The organism is Streptomyces sp. NBC_00162 (genome assembly GCF_024611995.1).
Taxonomy (GTDB): Bacteria; Actinomycetota; Actinomycetes; order Streptomycetales; family Streptomycetaceae; genus Streptomyces.
In genome coordinates this window covers 604,167-623,990 of the sequence record NZ_CP102509.1, presented here as the reverse complement: position 1 = coordinate 623,990, position 19,824 = coordinate 604,167, and the positions used below count along the sequence as shown (strand labels likewise).

Sequence of the window (19,824 nt, the reverse complement as noted above, 5' to 3'; positions counted from 1 at the left end):
TTCCTTCAGATCATCGGATCGTTGGTTGATGTGTGTCGTTGACTGACGCCCAGTGGGCCCGCATCGAGCCGTTGCTGCCGGACCGGACTCCGAAGCGGGGTGGGCGGTGGCGTGATCACCGGCAGGTGATCGACGCGATCGCCTTCAAGTACCGCACCGGGACGCCATGGATGGACCTGCCCGAGCACTTCGGCTCGTGGAAGGGAGCCCACAACCGGCTGCGGAAGTGGGCTGCCGACGGCACCTGGGAGAAGGCCTTCACCGCCCTCCTGGCCCAGGCTGACACCGAGGGCGACTTGGACTGGGTCGTCGCGGTCGACTCCACGATCGTCCGCGCGCATCAGCACGCCGCCGGGGCCCGTCAAAGGGGCCCCGGCAGGCGAGCCCTCCGACCATGCCCTCGGACGCTCCCGCGGCGGACTGACCACGAAGATCCACCTCGTCGCGGACGGCCGCTGCCGACCACTCGCATTCGTCATCACGCCCGGCCAAGCCGGTGATGCACCTGCGTTCGCCCAGGTCATGGGCCGATTACGGGTGCCCAGGCCGATCGGACGGCCCAAAACCACACCGGACGCAGTCCTGGCCGACAAGGCCTACTCGTCCCGTGCGATCCGCGGCCACTTGCGGCGGCGTGGAATCCGGGCGGTGATCCCGCAACCAGCCGGCCAGGCCGCCAACCGCAAGCGGCTGGGCCGGCTCGGCGGCCTTCGACCGCCAGGCCTACAAGCAGCGCAACACCGTCGAGCGGTGCATCAACAAGCTCAAGCAATGGCGCGGCCTCGCCACTCGATACGACAAGACCGCGACCGTCTACCTCGCCGCCATCTTCATCTGGTCAGCGAGATGATCCGAAGGAAAGGCCCTAGACGCTCGGGGATCCGCACAACCGCAGACTCTCGGGGTGGTTGGTGCATCTCACACTCGGACGCACGTGCCGCCCATTCTGCCGTTACGGGTGTCGACGGGCTTCGTAAGTGGTGGTGCGCTTCGGCCGTTCGGCGGGCGTGGCGTTGTGCACTTCAGCCGATCGTGGCGTGTCGTCGTAGAGTGCGGTCCCAAACCCTTGCGGGAGTGGGATGGTCACTGCATGCCGGAATCCGTTGAAAAGGGGAAGCGGCAGCAGGGGCGTACGAGTGGCTCCGTGGCCCCCGCCACCAAGCAGATCTGGCGCAGGGCGGCATGCGAGAGAATCGCCACCTTGCGGGAGCTGGCCTCAGCCATCGAATCATCATCCGGCACGCCCGACCGTGAACTCGTTGAGCAAGCGCTGAGTCACCTTGATGAGGCGACGCGGGAGATCACGGATCGCCAAGGGAGAAGGTGGCTCCGCAAGCTGAACGGCGCGTCTCAGGAGTATGTGATCGGGCATTCCGACGCGGCCGAGATCATGCTCCTCGAGGCAGCAAGTCAAGACCGATTCGAGTACCTGATTCCCGAGGTCGCTCACCGGGTCCGCAGTCATCTTGCACCCGATGATCCGCGCCGGGAAGCGTTCTATGAAATGCTGCACGCATGCAGCCGACAAAAGCTGCCTATTGATCGGGAAATCGCCTTCAGAGCTCTCCGTGCAGCCAACGAAGAGCGCCTACACGGCTACGGATCCATGCGCGCGATGCGTAATGTTCTACTTGTCGCAGTTTCACTCATGACGCTGCTGGTCTGCCTCGTCACGCTCCTGGGTGTGCTGCACCCGGGGGCACTGGATCTGTGTTTCGAATCGGGGACTCATTCTGTCTGCCCGATCAGCGATGCGCCTCGTGCTGCTGACGTCGTACTGGTGGAGCTAGCAGGAGGTGTAGGCGCCGCCCTACTCGCGGCCCTCTCACTCAGCAAAGTCCGCGGCACGCTAGTCCCCTTCAATTTGATGATCATCTCCGCGATTCTGAAAATTCCGACTGGTGCCCTTTTTCCGTCCTAGGGCTGACCCTTATGGCCGGTGGCTTCGTGCCGGGCTTTGGGGCGTTGGATCATCAAAGCCAGATCATTTCCTGGGCGGTGATCTTTGGGTGCACTCAGCAGTTGCTGACACGAGGTGTGGATGAGCAGGTTCAAGCGTTTGCCCAGGCGGTAGCGAGGCCGGCGGCGTCCTTTCGAGACGCGGAAGAGTGGTCTGGCCTGCTGGACGAGCGACTGAAAGAGGCAGGGGCAGAATTCTCCGAGTCTGTCGGCGACGTGGTGCAGGAAAAGATTCGCCGGGCTCTTCGCGGCCAGGGGTTCATGGAGTTGGCAGGTTCCATCGCCGCGATGGTCGGCGCGAGTGTCCAACGGTCTCTTCGGGGCCCGGAGATCGTCGCGTTCACCGGTTCCGTTCAAGTCACCCTCCAGACCCCCGAGGGGGTGTTCGTGGAGGCGGAATCAGGCGGCATGGCGCTCACACCCGGGAACGACTACGTGTTGCGGGTGCAGTTGAGCGCTGGCGCACCAGAAGGGGGTCTCGGATGGGAGGCGATGTCGATCGCTGGGCAACCGGGGGACATCGCTCGGTTCGCCTTGATCCCGGAGACCGAGGCGCTGGTCATTCAGCCGAGCCGGCGCGAAGTGGAGGTCCAGACATCGCAGGGCACCGTGACATCGGACTTTCGGGTCCGCAGTTCATCACACAGGGGTGAGCATCCGGCTTGGGTGGCCATCTACCAGCACACCCGGTTGGTGCACGTTGTCAGGTTTCGTCTCACCGTTAATACCGAGGGTTAATTGTGGATCCTCTCACAGGACCTTCCGTTGCCATCGAGATCCATTCGGGCCCGGAGCCGATGCTGTACGTGCGCCGCAGCATCGGCAGCGAGGACGTGGAGGCGGGGTTTCCACTGAAACCAGGCGCGGTCCTGGACGCCCGGATTCGGCTCCAGGACGCCGTGAACGTGCTACGCCGCAGCCTGAAATTTAAGCTAAAGCCCGAGTGGGGCGAGGTCGAACTAGGCTTGGCTGAGGTCTACGACGTCGGCCTGGGCGTCCTGGACGTCCTGTTCGGGGCAAAGATGCCAGAGTTCCTCAAAACCATGAAACAACTTCTGCCGGACGTCGACGAACAAGAGGTCGGCGTACCATGCATTCAAGTCGTCTGCGACAAGGATGCCATCCTTCCGTTTGAACTGGTTCCAATTTTCCGGATCGATCAGGAGCGTCCTCCGATCCGCAACGATGATTCACTGACTGAAACGATCGGACGATTTATAGGGCACGCTACCAACGTTCGACGCCACATCAGGGGTGCGCCCGTGACACACCTACCCCTGGTCTGGAAAGGCCACTCCTGGGTCAGTTGCTTCCCCAATGCAGAGGGTCTGAGAGTCGGCATGTTCCAAGAGATCTCGCTGAAGGAAGCAGCAGCGGAGATGCTGGAAATGGAGCGCCATGGCTCGCGCTTGATCCTGCTCGGGCCCTGGCCGTCCGGCCGAGTCAGCAGCATCGAGGAGATCGTCGCAGAGATCCTATGTGAACGAGTACCCCCAGGCGAGTTTCGCGCTCACGTGCTGCATTTCTCTTGTCACTGTGATAGCGATGTCGTGTCCCCGTCGAATGTAACCATTAGACTCAGAGGGGAACAGACGCCGCTTATCGACGTGCGCCTCATGAATCTTCATGCGCGGTCAGTTTTCCTCCGAGCGAGCCGGGCCACCGGAGGGACACTTCCCGCGGCGAACCTCCCACTCATCTTCCTCAATGCCTGTTCCAGTGCTGCCACCGAAGTCTTCACCGGAGCATCACTTCCGGAATTCTTCCAGAGCCAGGGATATGCCGGATTCATTGGCACCGAAACCGCCGTACCCGACACGGTAGCTGCCGCATTTTCCAAAGAATTCTACGACCGCTTTCTGGAAGGATGCTCACTCAGCGACTCGCTGCGTCGTAGTAGGCAAGCCCTGCTCCTCGAACACAAGAACCCACTTGGGCTCGTTTACGTAGCCTATGCCGACGGTGACATCTGTGTGGAGTACCCAACCGGGAGGAGACCCCCAGAATGACGGACGAAGACACGATCTCGGTCGTCGGTGTCGCCATGGAAGAGCGTTCCTTTCGGCGGCGCGGTGACGTGGAGCTGGTCCGAGAAGACATCTCGGTCGGTGTTCTCCGTGAGCGAATCGACACGTTCGTGAAGGCATTGGCCGAGACGCTCTCGAGTACCCAGGCCAAGATCGGCCACTATCAGCTTCAGCAGGTCGAGGTGGCGGCTGAGGTCAGCGCCAAGGGCAAGGTCAGCATCCTGGGGAGCGGTGGCGAGGTTGGCGGCAGTGGCGGTCTCACCTTCACGTTCGTTCGAAAGGACGACGAGACTGCCGGGCCGCTGACAAGGCCGGAGGACGGCACCCTACCGCCTACTCCTCGCACCGACGCCTAGGCCGTCTCTTCCGGATCTTGTCGGGCTGGCCGGGCCGGCAAGATGCCGGAAGAGACGGCCTAGCCCTGCGAACCAGCGCGCTGGTCTGGTGCCGGTCGGCGCATCCACTGATCGTTTCTGCGGTGAAAGCCGCCCCCCGGCCGGGTGACTTGTGGCCCCAGAGCCTGCCACGGCGTTCTGGGCACCGCTACAACCCACTGCGTGATCAAGAACCTGCTGCAGCGTGGTCTTCCCGCGCTCGCTCTCGCTGCCCTGCCCCTTCTCGCCACCGCCCCCGCCGCGCATGCGGCCGGAACTCTGGCGGCCGCCCCTGCTGCGTTTGGTATCGGCGGGGCCCCCGGAGTCCGTGCGCCGTTGCCGCTGTTCGAGGCGATCGACCTGATCCCCCTGGCTGACGAGCAGCGCGAGGGCTACAAGCGGGACCTGTACAAGCACTGGAACCGCGGGCTGAACGCGACCGACGGCTGTGACACCCGCAGGGAAGTCATCCTGTCCGAGGCCGTAGAGGCTCCGCAGGTCTCGCCGGGCTGCAAGATGTCGGGCGGATCGTGGCTGAGCCCCTACGACGACGTCGTTGTGACGGACGCCGCGGGCCTTGATGTAGACCATTTCGTACCTTTGGCCGAAGTCCACGACTCGGGCGGCTTCGCGTGGGACGCGGCCCGGCGTGAGGCGTACGCGAACGACCAGGCGTCCCCGCTGACGCTGATCGCGGTCACCGCGAAGTCGAACCGGTCCAAGGCCGACAAGGACCCCGCCCAGTGGCTTCCCCGGCCGGCGGCTACCACTGCGAGTACGCCGCCCAGTGGACCGCGACGAAGCTGCGCTGGAACCTGGCCGCCGACGACGCGGAGCGGCAGGCCCTGCTCGGGGTCGCGGAGGACTGCCCGAACACCACCGTCGTCTACGAGAGCGCGTCCTGACCGCCCACACAGATCACCTGACGACTGGCCGGAGCCGCCCTTGAAGCCCTCCGAGCCGTGACAGCACGAGCCGCGGCGGTGCCGCAGCTGTTGCCGAAGCAGCCACCCTTGCCGCCGGTGGCTCCCACACCGCTGAGACCGACCTGACCGGACCCGAGGGGTAGCGAGCCCACCACCTGGCGCGTGGAATCAGCCCATACCGTCAGCCCCGCCGATTACGTGATCGGCGGGGCGCCGTGCGGTGGAAGTGGCTGGCTCTGCTTGGCCCGCATGGCGATCGAACCACTGCGACCGAGTTACGGTTTTGGCTGGTGGTCGAAATGCTGGATGTCGCCATGCGCCCCGGCCGGTCATCCTTGTCAGTGGGACAGTGAATGCTTCGCGTATGAGAGCGCGCACGCTGCTGAAGGAGACCCACCCAGGGGCCTTCGCCGAGGCTGTTGATGTGGTAGAGCGTCCGGGGCACAGACTGGCTGAACTCGGCACGCACAGCAATCTGAAGGTTCGGTGGCGGTGCGGGCAATGTGAGCACCGCTGGGTAGCGTCACCAGCAGCACGGTCCCGTGGCGGTGGCTGTCCGGTGTGCGCCATTGCTGTACGGGCGGCCAGCCGTGCCCGGGCACCTCGGGGGAAGTCACTCGCAGACCTGTTTCCTGGGGTCAGTGCGGAGTTCGTACGGAACGAAACCCGCCCCGGCAACACCCCGGATCAACTCCGCGCTGGATCCCAGCAGAGGTGCTGGTGGCGGTGCTCACGCTGCGGACACGAGTATGTGTCCACGGTGGCTAACCGGACACGGACAGTGGGGCGGGGGTGTCCGGTGTGCGCGAACGAACGGCGTGCGGCGGGACGGCGCGCAGTCGTTCCGGGTGCCTCGGCCGCTGACTGGGTACCAGAACTCGTCGCGCAGATGGTGGCCAATCTGACCTCACCCGGTGTCGGTCTGCAGGCGCGGCGCCCGGCGTCGGTCGACCGCTGCCTATGGCGATGCCCGGACTGTGGTTACCAGTGGGAGGCGACGATCACCAACCGGGTGACAAAGAACAGTGGCTGCCCCAGGTGCGCAGTGAATCGTCTTGCCGCAGCCCGTCGAGTCCCTCGCCCAGGCGAGACTCTCGCTGATACGCATCCCCAAGTGGCCGAACAGCTGATCACCAATGAGACCCATCCCGGACGGATGGCCTCGGACATGCCTGCCGGAGCGAACGACCTATGTCGTTGGCGATGCAGCCGCGGCCACGAATGGACGACGACCGTGGCAGCACGAACGGTGATGGGCTCCGGGTGCCGAAGGTGTGGCGGGTTCGGCCGCTCCCGTTTCGAGCTCGAAGTCGCAGAGCTGCTGCACGTTGGTTGCGGTGTCGATGTCGAGGCCGACGTCGAGGTCATGGGGGGCGGCCGGCGGTGGCGCGTCGACCTGTACGTTCCCGACATTGGGCTGTACATCGATCTCGATCCGGCGCAGTGGCACAAGGACCAGGCGCGGGACACCCGAAAAGTAGCGGCGTTGTCCGAGCTCGATTATCTGCGTGTACGCCCAAAGGCACTGAGAGAGATGGGTGGGCAGGTCTGTCTCGTGGCGGGCAGCGAAAGCATCGACCCGGTGGTGTGGGCGGCGGCGATCGGATGCTGGTTGGCCGACCGAAAACTGCCCTGGCAAGAACCCTCCGCCGAGGCGGTGGCGCTGGCGCTGGCCCGTGTGGCCCGCACCTGGATCGACTTCGAGAACGGAAAGCCCCAGACGTCGGCCCTGGACGCGGCCCCCCACTTGGCCGACGACTTCGTTGAGAACCTGACCCGCCCCGGTATCGGGCTGGACTGGCTAACTCCCCATGTGCCAGATCGCATCCGGTGGAAATGCGCGAGCTGTGCCTGGGTTTGGGACGCCGTAGTCAGTTCCAGGGCCGGACAGGAGACCGGATGCCCGAAATGCGCATCTAAGAGGCTCGGTCATGAGCGCTCTCACGCACAGCCGGAGCAGTCGCTGGCCACACTGCACCCGGACCTGGCAGAGGAGTTTGTTGGTTGCATCCCGCACCCGGAACGGACAGTAAGCCAGTTGAAGCCATCCAGCAACTACCTCTGTGCCTGGCGCTGCCGTACCTGCGCGCACAACTGGAAAGCCAGCCCCGGCACGCGCCTCCGCGGGCGCGGCTGCCCTGTGTGCGCCCGCGAGCGTGCCCGCCTCTCGCGCACCATCGCTCCCGCCGACGAGAGTCTCCTCGCCCTCAACCCGGACTTGGCCCGCGAGTTCGTCGCATGCCTCGACGAACCCGATCGCGCCCCGGTCGACCTGCTACCCAAGTCCAACAAGGCATGCCAGTGGCGTTGCTCCACCTGCGGCCACGAGTGGCCGGCGAAGGTTGCTACCCGTGCCGCGGGCAATGGATGCCCGCAGTGCGGCCGCGCCCGGACAGCCCAGGCACGCGCGAGCGCCCCTCCCGGAGGGAGTCTCCTCGACCTCTTCCCCCAGCTTGCCCTCGAAGCTGTCGAGAACCTCGATCGCCCGGAACGTGATCCACACGCACTCCGACCAGGGAGCCACAACCGCTGCCAGTGGCGCTGTGCGACGTGCAGCCACTCGTGGGTCACATCGGTCAAGAACCGCGCAATCCACGGCACCCGGTGCCCAGCCTGCGTACGCGCCCAGCTCCGCTCAACGGACGCAGGAAAGCCATAGACGCCGGAAACCCAATACCCGGAGTACCCCATGCCCCGCAGGTAAGGCATCACCCCGAAGCGAGCAACCGGGCCAACTTCGATGACCATCGAACAGGTTCAATCTCCGGGGACAGCCGTTTCCAATGAGGTGTGGGCCGCAGCGACGGCCCGCAGGCGGTCGGCCAGCTGGTCGGGGCCGAGCGTCGCCAGGGCCCACAGGGCACTGACCTGGCGGCCCGAGGACCAGACGCCGACAGACGGGGTCAGGAAGGGGATGACCACAAGCTCCTGGGCCGCGAATGGGGCAGCATCCAGGTACCTCATGCCGCCAGTCCCAGACAGATACGAGCCGGCGCCGACTGCGGCGGTGAGGTCGGCGAGCCGCTGGGAGCGGCCAGGCCGGGCGGACAAGTCCCCGCTGCGGAGGATGTGGCCCTTCCACCCAAGGCGGTCCAGCAGGATCCGAGTGGACATCTCCGTGACCGCTGCGGTCCGGCCACTGCCGAACTCGGCCCCCACTGGCTCCAGGGCCTCGGCCAGACCAGCCCAGTGCGGGCTGGCCCCGTAGTACTGCCTCAGCATGGCCATAGTCCGGCGACGGGCAAGGTCAGGATCGGCTATCAGAGCGTCTCGAACGACTGTCTGGCGACCTTGGGGCAGGTGGGTGGGGATAGACATCCACCGCGATACCTGCGGGGCTCCCAGAGTCGCGAGGCGGGCCCGGTGCTGGTAGTCGCGGCGGGTGAACTGGACATCGTCGAGGACGATCCATGTGTCCGCCGCGAACAGCTTGGCCAGCGTCGTCAGCCGAGGAAACAGGTTGGGCTGGTGGATCGCACACAGTCCGCCGGAGTCGGGCGGGTCAGGAGATGAGGCGGCTGGTGAAGCCGTCGCGGATGAGGGATTCGTACGCGTCATGCACGTCCTCCGGGACATCCTGGGCGATGGCGAATCCGTTCTTCGGATACTCGATCACCCGCTGGAGATCGCCCACGAGCATGTCGAGGACGAGCTTCTCGTCGCCGATGCTCTTGAGGTAGTCGTCCAGCTCGAGCGACTCCGAAGCGCAGATGATGTCGACCTCGGGCCACAGCTTGCGGGCGGTGGCGAAGGACCGCCGCTCCATATACGGCTTGGAGACCAGCAGCACGGTCTTCGGGGTGATGCCGTTCGCGGCCAGGAGCTCGCGGCTGAGGGTGATGTTCTGGCCGGTGTTGGCGGCGTTCGGCTCGACAAGGATCGCGTGCTCGGGGACGCCGAGTTCGAGGGCGTGCTCACGGAAGTGGACGGCCTCGCCACGCGGGAAGACCTTTGCCGTGGTGGGGCTGTTGCCCCCGGTGAATACGAGGACGGGGAAGAGGCTGGCGCGATAGAGGTCGGCGGTGGCTGCGGCGACGCCGAGGTCGTGGCTGCCCAGTCCGATCGCGACGTCCACCGGGGCCAGGTCGTGGCCCATCTGGTGGTAGTCCCAGATCAGCTTGGCCTTGCGCCACTGGTCCTCGGTGATCGTCTGCTGGATGTACGTCACGCGATCTTCTCCCTGGTCACCGTCGTCGAGGGCCGGAGGCCCTCGCTCATAGCCTTGATGCCCTCGATGCTGGCCAGCTGGTGGCTGAGGCCGAACTGCCCAGCCAGCTGGGCTGCTTTGTTGAGAACGTGAAGGCCATCATCGCGGGTGGCGGGATCGGACAGCAGGATGTGGCCGTGGGCGGTTTCCAGGCGGACCCGCTGCATCGGCGCGTCGGTCGCGGCCGTGCTGCGGGCGATGGAGATGAAGTGCAGGGCGCTGGTCAGGTCGCCAGCGCCGCGGTGGGCCAGGGCGAGCTTCTGGTGGGCGACCGACCAGTCCTCCGGCTCGGCGAGGTCTTCGAACTCCCGGGTTGCGGCGAGCATGACGCGGGAGGCATAGCTGTGGTTGCCGTCCTTGCTTAAGGCCGTTCCCACCCACAGCCGGGCCCTGGCCCGGTCACGGCGCGAAAGCCGGTCGTCGACGGCCAGGGATTCGTACTGCTGGGCCGCGATCTCCAGGCGCCCTGACATCTCCGCGACGACCGCGAGGGACAGGTCGAGCTGGGCGACGCGGCGGGGAATGTCTACTGAGGTTTTCAGGGTGGGGTCGGTGGGTCGATGGCCAGATGTGTGGCCGTGAGGCAGCCGTCGACCAAGTGGGGTCGGAGTTGGATTCTGTGTAACTCGCGGCGGAGTGTGCGGTCGAGGTCGTCGGGTGTGGCGAAGGCGGTGTTGGCCATCGCTCTGCGCACGAGTGACCAGACGGCCTCGACGGGGTTCAGGTCGGGTGCATAGGGCGGGAGCCGGACGGTGGTGAGCCAGTCGTGCTCGGCCTCGTAATGTTTCAGCCCCGCGGCCAGGTGGGTGTTGAGATTGTCCCAGACCACCACGATCGGGCCGCCGAGCTGGATGTGAGCCCGCACCAGCAGGTCGCGGTAGTCCTTCCAGGAGAAGCTCTTGCGTGCACCCTTGAGCAGGAGATGAGTGCGGGGCCGGTGGATGAGACGGCTGTGTTCACCGGGTTTGTAGCAGCACAGCGCGGCGACCGAGGTCCGGCGGCGGGACCTGCCGCGCACACGGATGACAGGGGTCTGTCCGCGCCGGCCCCAGGTGCGGGCACGGGGCGGAGTCATCGAGAAGCCGGCTTCGTCCTCGAAGACGATCCAGGCACCGGACGCCGCCGCGAGGCTTTTACCCCCGGCCACACCTCCTTCTTCCACAGCTCCACCGCGTGCTCGTCACGCTCGAGGGCTCTGCGGGCGGGCGCCTGCCAGGACCAGCCGTGCCGTCTCAGCAGCCGCCACACCGTCGCCACCGACAGGCTCACCCGAAGATGCCGACGGATCAGGGTCTGGACCCGGGCCAGGGTCCAGCGTTCGTCTTCGAAGCCGTGTGCCGACGGCCCCTTGCCGAGTTCCTCCTCGAGCACAGCGAACTGTTCATCGGTGACGGTCGGGGCGTTCGCCGGACCCGTCGAGCGCAAGGCATCCATGCCGCGCTCGCGCCAGGCACGGCGCCAGCGTTCCACGGACCGCACACTCACCCGCAGGTCCTTCGCGATGACCGCGGTCTTCTCACCCGCCGCGAACCGCACGCCGGCCTGAAGCCGGATCCCCTCACGAAACGCCCGACGCTCAGCGGTCAGGCCCCCGCCCTCTGGATACCTCACCTCACCGGCATACCGCAGGGATCATCAACCGTCACTACCCGACGACAACCCGAAAACCTCAGTAACTGGCCGAACAGGGACCTCGCCGAGGCATAGGAGTACTGAGCCGACAGCGGGCCGATCACAGCCCCCCGGTCGCGCTGAAGATCGCCCAGCAGAGCGGTTGAGCGAGCGAAGAGATACAGGCCCTTGTCATCCAGGGCGGTCGGCTTGAACCGGCCGAGCCAACGGCCGATCAGGCTGTCGGCGAAGGTGAAGTCCTGCCGGGAGAGGGCCACCACGGCCCGGTCGAGATCGTCGGTCCACGACTCGTACTCCCAGGCCAGCGGCCCGCTGGTGGTCACCCTGCGGGTACTGGCGGCGGGGGTGGTCCGGCCGGCTTCGGACAGGAACGTCTCGAAGCGGAGGTGGGCGGCGGCATCCGCGCGGGCCAGAGCGGTATCCAAGATCGCCTGGGTGTCCTGGCGGGGCTCGGTCGCGGCCAGGAGCTTCTCCCACTTGGAGATCGTCCTGATGCCGACGCCGAGGTGGCCGGCGAATGATCGGACGCTCAGCCGCAGCGCGAGACGCAGGGCACGGGCTTCCAGGCCGGTCCAGTGGTGCACGGTCGCCACACGTCGCTCCCTTCCTGCCGCCATCGAAGCACGGCCCGCGCGAGCGGGGGACACAAGTGCAACGCAAGTGCAACAGGCGGTCATTTCCGCAGCGTTGGAGCAGGTCCAGGCTGAGTGCTGACACCAGCCGACGGACCTTTGGACGGACACCACCATGGAACCCCTCACCGAGCACCGCAGCGTCAGCGGTCCGGTCGTTTACGGCTACCTGCGGCTGGTCCGGGTCTCCCCGGCCCGCCAGATGGCCCTGAACGAGACTCTGGCCGAGTACTGCCGCCGGCACGAGCTGACGCTCTCGGCGGTGTTCACCGAACGGAACACCGGCAGCGGACCGTCGGCGGCATTCACCGGTCTCATCGACGTCCTGGAACTGCCCGACACCTACGGCGTCGTCCTGCCCGCCGCCTCCCACCTGGGCCCCAAAGACATAGCCGCCCCGAGGCAGGCCCAGATCACCGCAGCCGGAGCCCGGCTGCTGCTGGTCCGAGGACCCGGCAGGCGCCGCCCGGCGGGCCACAGCGCGGCCGGACCGGGCCCGGCGCCGGTCCGCCGCCGCCGCTTCAGCCCGGCCACCACCCCAGCCCTGGACACCGAGAGGTGAGGCACTGATGCCTGATCCGAAGCAGAGGTTCTTCGACCCGCGGCCCGAGTCGGTCGGCCTCGCCCGAGCCTTCGCCGTCACGACCCTGGCCTCCTGGGGCCTGCACAGCCCCGCCGAGGACATCCGGCTCTGCGTCTCCGAGCTCGCCTCGAACGCCCTGATCCACGGAAGCGACACCGAGCACGGCTTCCTGGTCAGACTGGACGCCGGTGAGGACTTCGTACGCGTGGAAGTACACGACAGCCGCCCCCGCCACCGCCGCGAACCCAAGATCGCGCACGCAGACGGGAACAACACCACCGGCCGGGGTCTGGAGATCGTGGCTTCGCTCGCCGACGGCTGGGGCGTCGAGGACCGCAGACCCAGCGGCAAGATCGTCTGGACGACGTTCAAGACCGGCCAGCCAAACAGGCAGGTACAGGCATGCTGACCAGCACCGGCCTGGACACCGGGCTCCTGTCCTCACTCGGCGCCTGGGCCTGGCCCGGCACCGCCCCCGACGGCAAGCTGGTCGCTCACATACTCCTCGCCCACCGCATCGGCCGGAACAGCCACGAGACCCCCGACGCGATCGAGGCCCGGATGCGGCACCTCGCCGAAGTCCTCGGCGGCCTCGCACTGGCCCAGGACACAGTCCCCGATACCCAGGGCACCCTCGTGACCATCGGCCCCCGGGCCCTGCTGAAGTTCCCCGGCGCCCGCTGGGGTCTGGAGGCTGCCTGCCCATGCCCAGTGGACCGACTTGGTCCGCGACAGCGGACGCGCCGCCCTTGTGGTCGGCCTGGACCCGCTCGCCCAGTGGGCCGATGCCGTCCACGTTGACGCCTATCTCGACGCCGCCCTGGCCGCCGACCGGTTGCTGTTCGGCTTCGCCCTAACCTCCCGCACCGCCTGAACCACCCAGCCCCCATGCACGGCCCCCATCTCGCCACGAGAGGTCACTGCCATGGAAACCCACGAACGCGCACGGCTGGACGCCTACTTCGCCAAGGTCGCCGCCCAGTTCGCCCCGGACGAGCCGACCGCATCGTTCCTGGTCACGCACCTGCTGCCCGAGCGGCCCGCCTTCGTCCGCGCAGTCGCCCAGATGACCGCGCTGAAGGCGGTGCTACCCAAGCCCAAGTCCATCACCGCGGCCGCCCAGCGCGAGGTCGAGCACACCGTCCCGGTCGACGGCCTAACCCGCGAGCTGTTCACCGATCCCGACACCGCGCTGGACTACCTCGAGTCCCGTGCCGGAGGCGAGGCCCTCACCCTGCTGGACGTCGGCGGCTACTTCGCCCCCACCCTCGAGTCAGTGCACAGCCGCTTTACCGGCCGGCTCGCCGGGGTGATCGAGGACACCGAGAACGGCCATCGCCGCTACGAGGACCTCGACAAGCTGCCCTGCCCCGTCATCTCCGTCGCCAGGTCCCCGCTGAAAGATCCCGAGGACTTCCTCGTCGGCCAGTCCGTTGTCTTCTCCACCGAAGCCGTCATGCGCGGCCGCGGCGACATCCTCCACGGCCGGCCCGCCCTCGTGATCGGCTTCGGCAAGCTCGGTTCCTCCATCGCCCGCCTCCTGCACGCCAAGGGAGTCCAGGTCACCGTCTTCGACATCGACCCCGTCCGCCGCACCCAGGCCCTCTCCCAGGGCTTCACCGTCGCCCGCGACCGCGAGTCCGCGCTGACCAGCGCCGGTCTGGTGCTCTGCGCGACCGGCTCGCTCTCCCTGCGAGGCGAAGACTTCGCCCACCTCCGCAACGGCACCTACGTCGCCACCGTCACCAGCAGCGAGGACGAGCTGGAGCTGAACAGCCTTCCGGACGTCTACACCCGCACCACCGTCGGCGAGCACGTCACCCGCTACCAGACCACCGGCCACTACTTCTATCTGGCGAACGGCGGCAACGCCGTCAACTTTATCCACGGCGCCAGCGTTGGGCCGTTCATCTTCCTGATCCAGGCCGAGATCCTCGCCGCGATCAGGATGCTCACCCGCGGAGACCTCGCCCCCGGCATCCACGAGGTCCCCTCGGCCGACCGCGCCGCCATCGCGGCAACCTGGCTCAACTACTTCAACAGGTGATCAACATGACCATCACGGCAGACCACATCCGCACCACCCTGGCCGCCTACCTCGAACAGCACCCCGAGGCCAAGCTCGAACTCGACGTGGTCCTTGGCATCCTCGAAGACGGCGACGACCTCACCAGCCGCAAGACCGCCCCGGGACATGTCACCGCCAGCGCGGTCCTCGTCCGCCCGGACGGCCACATCCTGCACATCCACCACAACGCCATCGGCAAGTGGCTCCTGCCGGGCGGCCACCTCGAACCGGCCGACAGCACCCTCCTTCAGGCCGCGGGCCGCGAGCTCACCGAGGAGACCGGTATCCCGCCCCACCTCATCACCCCACACGGCGAGACCCCGCTCCACATCGATGTCCACCCCATCGACGCCAACCCCGCTAAGGACGAGCCCGCCCACCAGCACTTCGACTTCCGGTTCCTCTTCCGCACCACCGCCGACATCGGCGAACTCCAGACCGAAGAGGTCTCCGACGCCGCCTGGCGCGAGCTGGACACCATCAGCGACCCGAACCTGCGAAGGCACATCGCCGACGCCCTCCTCAGCGCCGACAGCGACGCCGCGATGACCGGCCAGCTCCCCCTCGCCGAGCCCTGGCCCATCGCAGGCGAGTGAGGGACTGACGGGGCTCAAGGCGGCAGTTTCGACCGTCGACCCCAAGCGGCTCGCCACCGGCCCCACAGCCGCAAGGTCATCGACGCCCGCGACACCCTCGACACCGACCAGTGGCGGGGGCTGGCTGGATCACCCAGCCTCTCGGCCGCCCCTCAGCCCCGCAGGCCAACGCAGGCCCGTGACAAGGAAGAATCCCCAGCGGATGGGCCGGTTCCCGAGGCCGGAGGAGTATCCGGAGGCGGTGGTCGATTTCGTGCGCCGCGCGGTGGAGCTGCCGGAGGCTACGGGCAGGCGCCAGGTCGGACAAGGGTGGGTCTGACAGCTCGCCCGGCTAGGACAGCCGACGGCATCGTCGCGGACCGAGAGATCAGGAGGATTGCGTCTCGTCCGTCGTGCTGCTTCTGGGGCTGCGTCGGTTCCAGAGCCATACAGCGACCGGCGCGACGACCGCGACGACCCCTGAGATGTCGGCGGCGGACCCCAGGGTGTCCTGGGCCGGTCCCTCGGCCGAGACCGCGGCTAGGGCCCACAGAGTGAGAACGAGGCAGCACAGGTAGGCGATGTACAGGCGCTTCGCCTGGGCTGGGGTCAGGAAGTCGGCACATTGGAAGGCCTGGGCCACCTCGTCGAGCTCAGCGGTCTCCTCGGCTGATGGGACGGCGGCCGGCTCGACGCGGGCATCGTCGTCCAGCCGGTCCAGTAGATCGCTCGCGTATAGGGTCTGGACCCCGTCCATGAACCACTCCTGCTGGGAGAACGCGACCGTCTCGGTGGCCTGTTGCAGGGCGGTCCGGACGCTGTTCATGTCTGCCAAAGTCGACAGTGCTGGCGCAAGGGCGGTCAGGGTCCTCTGCATCATGGTCCGAGCGGGTGCGACCTCGGCCTCCATCAGGGCCAGCGCGGAGGCGGCCGCGAGGCCCATGGAGGTGACGTTCCGGCGCATCTCTGAAAGCTGGACCAGGGGTACCGCCACCTGCTGGGTCATAGCCCGGATGGGCTCGATGTCGGCCTGCATCTGGGCCACGGCGGCGCCGACGGTGCGGGACACGGCGATGAGGCTCTCGTTCATCGTCGGCACACTGGCCAACGCCACCAGCGCGGGCCGGATCTGATCAAGGGTGCTGGTCAGATTGTGCAGCTGCTCAGGCGTTAGGACGAGAGAGTGTGACTGCTCTGGCGTTTCCATGGGCGCACCCTGCCACACGCTCCCGACAGCGTGGGTAGCTTGGGAACATCCGTACAGCGGAAGCCCCGCCAGACGGCTATCCGAGCCTGGCGGGGGTCCGGCAGACCGGCGAGCGAGTCGGCGCCGTCAGGAGCCTGGTCCTGCCCCGAGTCGGCGCCGGGCTGGCGGCGCGTTCTCCGACTCATCGTGCGAGTTTCTACGGCCGACCTGACGATCTCAACCAAGATCTCGGCCGTGCTGCTGCCCGCGACATAGCTGTAGACGTTTTTCCGTACGCGACTGGAGAGCTTAGGTCGTACGCCGACATCTCAGGCCGCAATGCCGAGTTCGGTGCGGGTGCGGTGGATTCACCCGCACCCTCGGCTGCGCCTGACCGACCGACCCATGCGGAAGGGGCCGACCCCGACGGGGCAGGCCCCTTCCGCATGGGTCCTGATGGCGTCAGCTCCGCCTTGTTCCCGGCTCGCCAGTGATGGCACAGAGCTGGGCCATCTTGAGGCGGAACTCCTCCAGGCCAGGAGGACGCACTAGGTCATCCCGGCCGGCCTGCGTCAGCAGCGCCTTCCTGAGAACTGGCGCCTTATTGAAGATCCGCGTCTTGGCCTGAAGAGCCCCGAGCAGCTTCTTAGGATCAACGAGGTCCAAGAAATCGTCTTCCCAGCGGTCTCGAATCAGAACCTGCTGCGCGGCAAGGATGGAATCCCAAGCCTTCGCGCGATCTTCATCGACACGGGCCGACGCCAAATAGAACTCCGGCGTTGAGTTGAAATCACCGGGCCGGGGCTGAGGGTGGGCCCGATTGATCTCCAAGTGTGTCAAAGTCTTGGAGACCTCCTGCATGAGAGGCGCTGCAACCTCCCGAAGCAGCGCTCCCACTTCCCTCTCCGTCACCTGTTGGCCAACCGACAGAAAGATAGTGGAAATTAGAGGGGGTGCAGGAGCATGCTTTCCAGCGCCCGACGCGGCCAAATATGGAGATTTGGATAATCCGAGGTTAGGCGATGCATCTCGTCTGCCGTCATCAGGTCGCGATCACGGAGGCAGAGCCACGGCAGCCGGTTTGCGCTCGCCGCCAGCGACCGGTGATACCCCATAACCTCGCTGGAGCTGCCAGCCTTTACGAGTTTGGCGCGACTCATTTCGTTAGGGAACAGCAAGAAGAGGTCATCCTCGTCATAGTCACCCTCGACTACGAGTTGAAACTCTTTCAGCATTTCGTCTGCCGCAGTCCGGCCGACAGCTGTGACAGTCCCGTAAGGGCCCGTGGGGCGATGAGCCTGATTCCCCTCGACCGAACTGGGGCGCACCTCAATGAGGGAGCGAGGGGGCAGGGTTGCGACGATATGGGGAGAGTGCGTAACGATCATGACCTGAGCGGCGGACGTCGGGTCTCGAAGGGCGTTGATCGCGGCAACTTGCCCCGAGGGGTGAAGGTGAAGCTCGGGTTCGTCGAGCAGGATCATCCCGCCCGTCCTCTTCATGCGGTGACCCAGGCAGAGCAGCCCCAGGGCTGCCCGGTGACCGCTGGAGAGCCCGCTCAACCCGTGACGGTGTCCGCTAGGAAGGGCGACAGAAATGTGGCTGGATCCGGCCGCCATGCTCGATGAAGGGCGCAGGACAATTTGGCCGGTAATCTCCTGGAATTTTGATGAAATCTCGGCAAACCCGTCCTCGCCCTCTCGACCTTCCCTTTTGGCCAGCATGGACTGGTAGTCGAGCGAGGCGAGATATCCCTCGGTATCCGCGGTGGGGTCATTGAACCCGGCATGAGCGCTTACGGTTGCAAGCGGATCGAAAGGAATTCCAAGGCCGATGGTCGGGTTGTTTCTCAGATTGAATATCTTGCCGGGCTCGACGAAAGTTATATCGGCAAATTCGTGCATTGCCTTAAACTCGGGGGAAAGCATGGTCTTCAGCTCGGCTGACCCAGCGAATTTCGGCCGCTCACCCCAGCGAAGAGTGACCTCGCGAGTGAACGCGCTCCCAGTTTTTGCCGGACGCCCCATCTTCTCCCGGCAGGCGAGGTCGACCGCTTCGAGCTCTCGGTCGCTCAGGGTAAAAGATGCCTCGATCCGCGCCTCGGGGCCGTTGCCGCCGATGGGCTCTGGGCCTAGGCGGGCGGCGTGCATAAGGAACGCCAGCGCTTCCAGGATCGAGGACTTACCTGTCGAGTTCTGGCCCGTCAATACGACGAATGGGAGGGAGTCGATATCTGAGACAGAGAACTCCCTAACGCCGCGAAAGTTAGACAGGGACAAGTGTCGAAGTCGCACGGTTCCACCCCCAGTTGAGGATCCGCGAGATCCTGAACGAGTCCGACTCCCCACGATAGTGGGCCCTTGGGAATCTAGTGAAACGGATATCGCGATTCGGTGCGGGCGGTTAAAATCGTCGGCCCTCCACTCGACTTAGTCAAGGCTGAGTAAAGGATCTGAGGCATCCTGCCGCCCCGCCACGTCAGACGCCCCGGAGGGGCGCCGGCTGAGTCCATGAGGCAACGAGCCCACTGATCACTTCAACGCCGCGAAGAGCGCGGCCGCCACGATGGAGACGCTGCCGGAGATCGTCGCCTGAGCGTCCACCGCCAAGATCGTCGGGCCGGAGATCGCCTTCGAGTATGAGGAACTGCGCAGGCAGCTCGCGTCACTCTCAAAGCCGATCAGCGGCGGGAAGCCGTCTGGATCGCCCAGCCCCTCGATCGTCCCTGAGACCCGCAGGCCAGCGTAGGCCCGTGACCAGGCAGAACCCTCGGCCACGGGCCAGTGGTGCACCCCGCCGCGGGGCTGGAGGGTCCGAAAATGCAAGATAAGGGAAAAATGCCCTCTGGGGTTCCTGAGAGGGGTACTTTCCCGCGATCCGATCGGTGAACATGGGGAGCAGGAGTGGCAGGGGCTGACGGGACTGACGGAAGCAAACAGCCCTGCGATGCGTCTGGGCTGAGGCATGCGACCGATGGTCGGCACCGACCACCATCGTTGACGAATCGGTGGCGGCTGCCCTGGCGCCTCGGATGGCCCACGGGGGCCTCGCGCTTGGCGCATTCCTCGAAGTCGGCGATCCGCTCTCCTGGCCTGGCCTGCCGTGCCTTCCAGCAACCCGGCACAATGTCGACGATGGCGACGAACAAGTACGAGGACTACTGCGCTCACTGCCGGCGTCTCTTGTTGCCGGGGGCGGGCACATTGCGGCGGGGCCGGACCGGCTGGCTAACCTACTGCCCCGCTGAGGCTCCCGACCTGCTTCAGCCGGGCCCGATTCTTGAGTCCCGCAACCCGGAGCGGCGTCGACGTGAGTCGCTGGTGGCATTCGTACATGCCCGTCTCGACGAGGACGAGCAGGGCACCAGCGGCGACGGAACCTCGTGGCGGCATCACCCGCCCCGCAGCGGTACCGTCATCGACGATCATGACGAGCCCGTGGTCCACGCCCAACGGGACATCGCCACGCACCTGGCCACTTGGGACCCGCCGCACATCTGGGGCAATCTCGAGTCCCGTCGTCTGGTGGTGGACCTATATGAGGCCGCCGACAGCAACGCAAGGACAGTCCTGCGCGACGCGGTCAGAGCGCTCGCGATGGCCTACCGGGACCATTCCGACTTCGATCCGTCCTGGCTGCTGCGGGAGTGGTGAAC

The 19,824-nt window shown here is 66.3% G+C and carries 20 protein-coding genes and 4 pseudogenes; 14 read left to right on the top strand and 10 right to left on the bottom strand.

Going from position 1 to position 19,824, the window contains the following annotated elements:
- Positions 1-32 precede the first annotated feature (32 nt).
- The 8 genes and pseudogenes from JIW86_RS03475 (at position 33) to JIW86_RS03445 (ending at position 7,945) form a co-directional block, all read left to right on the top strand.
- Positions 33-850, top strand: a pseudogene (locus tag JIW86_RS03475) (IS5 family transposase).
- Between the two features lie 240 nt (positions 851-1,090).
- A complete protein-coding gene (locus JIW86_RS03470) occupies positions 1,091-1,921 on the top strand; it encodes a hypothetical protein (protein WP_257552441.1) in 831 nt (276 codons plus the stop codon).
- 11 nt (positions 1,922-1,932) lie between these two features.
- Complete coding sequence (locus tag JIW86_RS03465; protein WP_257552440.1) at positions 1,933-2,697, top strand: hypothetical protein; 765 nt, start codon at positions 1,933-1,935, stop codon at positions 2,695-2,697.
- Between the two features lie 68 nt (positions 2,698-2,765).
- A complete protein-coding gene (locus JIW86_RS03460; protein ID WP_257552439.1) occupies positions 2,766-3,968 on the top strand; it encodes a CHAT domain-containing protein in 1,203 nt (400 codons plus the stop codon).
- Positions 3,965-4,342, top strand: a complete 378-nt coding sequence (locus tag JIW86_RS03455; protein ID WP_257552438.1) for a hypothetical protein — start codon at positions 3,965-3,967, stop codon at positions 4,340-4,342. The genes JIW86_RS03460 and JIW86_RS03455 overlap by 4 nt, the downstream gene beginning before the upstream one ends.
- A 201-nt stretch (positions 4,343-4,543) precedes the next feature.
- Positions 4,544-5,265 (top strand): annotated as a pseudogene (locus JIW86_RS03450) (HNH endonuclease family protein).
- A gap of 385 nt (positions 5,266-5,650) precedes the next feature.
- Positions 5,651-6,316: pseudogene (locus JIW86_RS42035) on the top strand (zinc-ribbon domain-containing protein); the annotation flags it as partial.
- 84 nt (positions 6,317-6,400) lie between these two features.
- The gene (locus JIW86_RS03445) at positions 6,401-7,945 is read left to right on the top strand and encodes a zinc-ribbon domain-containing protein (RefSeq protein ID WP_257552437.1); all 1,545 of its coding nucleotides are present in this window, start codon (positions 6,401-6,403) and stop codon (positions 7,943-7,945) included.
- Positions 7,946-8,043: 98 nt separating this feature from the next.
- Here JIW86_RS03445 and JIW86_RS03440 read toward each other — a convergent pair whose 3' ends face one another.
- The 6 genes and pseudogenes from JIW86_RS03440 to JIW86_RS03415 form a co-directional block, all read right to left on the bottom strand.
- On the bottom strand, positions 8,044-8,844 hold the full coding sequence (locus JIW86_RS03440) for a WbqC family protein (protein ID WP_257552436.1): 801 nt from the start codon (positions 8,842-8,844) through the stop codon (positions 8,044-8,046).
- Complete coding sequence (locus JIW86_RS03435; protein ID WP_257552435.1) at positions 8,789-9,454, bottom strand: YdcF family protein; 666 nt, start codon at positions 9,452-9,454, stop codon at positions 8,789-8,791. The genes JIW86_RS03440 and JIW86_RS03435 overlap by 56 nt, the downstream gene beginning before the upstream one ends.
- Positions 9,451-9,966, bottom strand: a complete 516-nt coding sequence (locus JIW86_RS03430) for a hypothetical protein (protein ID WP_416237518.1) — start codon at positions 9,964-9,966, stop codon at positions 9,451-9,453. Before JIW86_RS03430 ends, JIW86_RS03435 begins: the two co-directional genes overlap by 4 nt.
- A gap of 65 nt (positions 9,967-10,031) precedes the next feature.
- Positions 10,032-10,568: a transposase gene (locus tag JIW86_RS03425; protein ID WP_257559204.1), complete on the bottom strand. Its 537-nt coding sequence runs from the start codon at positions 10,566-10,568 to the stop codon at positions 10,032-10,034.
- Positions 10,565-11,104, bottom strand: a complete 540-nt coding sequence (locus tag JIW86_RS03420; RefSeq protein ID WP_257552434.1) for a winged helix-turn-helix domain-containing protein — start codon at positions 11,102-11,104, stop codon at positions 10,565-10,567. Before JIW86_RS03420 ends, JIW86_RS03425 begins: the two co-directional genes overlap by 4 nt.
- 62 nt (positions 11,105-11,166) lie before the next feature.
- A pseudogene (locus JIW86_RS03415) lies at positions 11,167-11,718 on the bottom strand (hypothetical protein); the annotation flags it as partial.
- A gap of 154 nt (positions 11,719-11,872) precedes the next feature.
- On the opposite strand from JIW86_RS03415, the gene JIW86_RS03410 reads away from it, so the two are divergent.
- From JIW86_RS03410 to JIW86_RS03390, 5 genes are all read left to right on the top strand, one after another.
- Positions 11,873-12,319, top strand: a complete 447-nt coding sequence (locus JIW86_RS03410) for a hypothetical protein (protein ID WP_257552432.1) — start codon at positions 11,873-11,875, stop codon at positions 12,317-12,319.
- 7 nt (positions 12,320-12,326) lie between these two features.
- Complete coding sequence (locus JIW86_RS03405) at positions 12,327-12,749, top strand: ATP-binding protein (RefSeq protein WP_257552431.1); 423 nt, start codon at positions 12,327-12,329, stop codon at positions 12,747-12,749.
- Positions 12,750-13,061: 312 nt separating this feature from the next.
- A complete protein-coding gene (locus JIW86_RS03400) occupies positions 13,062-13,214 on the top strand; it encodes a hypothetical protein (RefSeq protein WP_257552430.1) in 153 nt (50 codons plus the stop codon).
- Positions 13,215-13,265: 51 nt separating this feature from the next.
- Positions 13,266-14,387 carry an adenosylhomocysteinase gene (locus JIW86_RS03395; RefSeq protein WP_257552429.1) on the top strand — a complete coding sequence of 374 codons (1,122 nt, stop codon included), beginning with the start codon at positions 13,266-13,268 and terminating at the stop codon, positions 14,385-14,387.
- A 5-nt stretch (positions 14,388-14,392) separates the two neighbouring features.
- Positions 14,393-15,004 (top strand): NUDIX hydrolase, encoded by a 612-nt coding sequence (locus JIW86_RS03390; protein WP_257552428.1) that lies wholly within the window; start codon positions 14,393-14,395, stop codon positions 15,002-15,004.
- 367 nt (positions 15,005-15,371) lie between these two features.
- Here the strand turns inward: JIW86_RS03390 and JIW86_RS03385 are convergent, their stop codons facing one another.
- From JIW86_RS03385 to JIW86_RS03370, 4 genes are all read right to left on the bottom strand, one after another.
- Positions 15,372-16,073: a hypothetical protein gene (locus JIW86_RS03385; RefSeq protein ID WP_257552427.1), complete on the bottom strand. Its 702-nt coding sequence runs from the start codon at positions 16,071-16,073 to the stop codon at positions 15,372-15,374.
- Between the two features lie 558 nt (positions 16,074-16,631).
- A complete protein-coding gene (locus tag JIW86_RS03380; protein ID WP_257552426.1) occupies positions 16,632-17,030 on the bottom strand; it encodes a hypothetical protein in 399 nt (132 codons plus the stop codon).
- An 83-nt stretch (positions 17,031-17,113) separates the two neighbouring features.
- Positions 17,114-18,463 (bottom strand): ATP-dependent nuclease, encoded by a 1,350-nt coding sequence (locus JIW86_RS03375; RefSeq protein WP_257552425.1) that lies wholly within the window; start codon positions 18,461-18,463, stop codon positions 17,114-17,116.
- A 237-nt stretch (positions 18,464-18,700) separates the two neighbouring features.
- A complete protein-coding gene (locus JIW86_RS03370) occupies positions 18,701-18,946 on the bottom strand; it encodes a hypothetical protein (RefSeq protein ID WP_257552424.1) in 246 nt (81 codons plus the stop codon).
- A gap of 543 nt (positions 18,947-19,489) precedes the next feature.
- Between JIW86_RS03370 and JIW86_RS03365 the strand changes: the two genes are divergently transcribed.
- Positions 19,490-19,822, top strand: a complete 333-nt coding sequence (locus JIW86_RS03365; protein WP_257552423.1) for a DUF6221 family protein — start codon at positions 19,490-19,492, stop codon at positions 19,820-19,822.
- Positions 19,823-19,824 lie beyond the last annotated feature (2 nt).

Coding starts and splice junctions, on each gene's coding strand:
- JIW86_RS03410 (WP_257552432.1), top strand. CDS start 11,873: ATGGAACCCCTCACCGAGCACCGCAGCGTCAGCGGTCCGGTCGTTTAC.
- JIW86_RS03390 (WP_257552428.1), top strand. CDS start 14,393: ATGACCATCACGGCAGACCACATCCGCACCACCCTGGCCGCCTACCTC.
- JIW86_RS03455 (WP_257552438.1), top strand. CDS start 3,965: ATGACGGACGAAGACACGATCTCGGTCGTCGGTGTCGCCATGGAAGAG.
- JIW86_RS03425 (WP_257559204.1), bottom strand. CDS start 10,568: ATGACTCCGCCCCGTGCCCGCACCTGGGGCCGGCGCGGACAGACCCCT.
- JIW86_RS03380 (WP_257552426.1), bottom strand. CDS start 17,030: ATGCAGGAGGTCTCCAAGACTTTGACACACTTGGAGATCAATCGGGCC.
- JIW86_RS03385 (WP_257552427.1), bottom strand. CDS start 16,073: ATGAACGAGAGCCTCATCGCCGTGTCCCGCACCGTCGGCGCCGCCGTG.
- JIW86_RS03395 (WP_257552429.1), top strand. CDS start 13,266: ATGGAAACCCACGAACGCGCACGGCTGGACGCCTACTTCGCCAAGGTC.
- JIW86_RS03430 (WP_416237518.1), bottom strand. CDS start 9,966: ATGTCAGGGCGCCTGGAGATCGCGGCCCAGCAGTACGAATCCCTGGCC.
- JIW86_RS03465 (WP_257552440.1), top strand. CDS start 1,933: ATGGCCGGTGGCTTCGTGCCGGGCTTTGGGGCGTTGGATCATCAAAGC.
- JIW86_RS03470 (WP_257552441.1), top strand. CDS start 1,091: ATGCCGGAATCCGTTGAAAAGGGGAAGCGGCAGCAGGGGCGTACGAGT.
- JIW86_RS03440 (WP_257552436.1), bottom strand. CDS start 8,844: ATGACGCGTACGAATCCCTCATCCGCGACGGCTTCACCAGCCGCCTCA.
- JIW86_RS03405 (WP_257552431.1), top strand. CDS start 12,327: ATGCCTGATCCGAAGCAGAGGTTCTTCGACCCGCGGCCCGAGTCGGTC.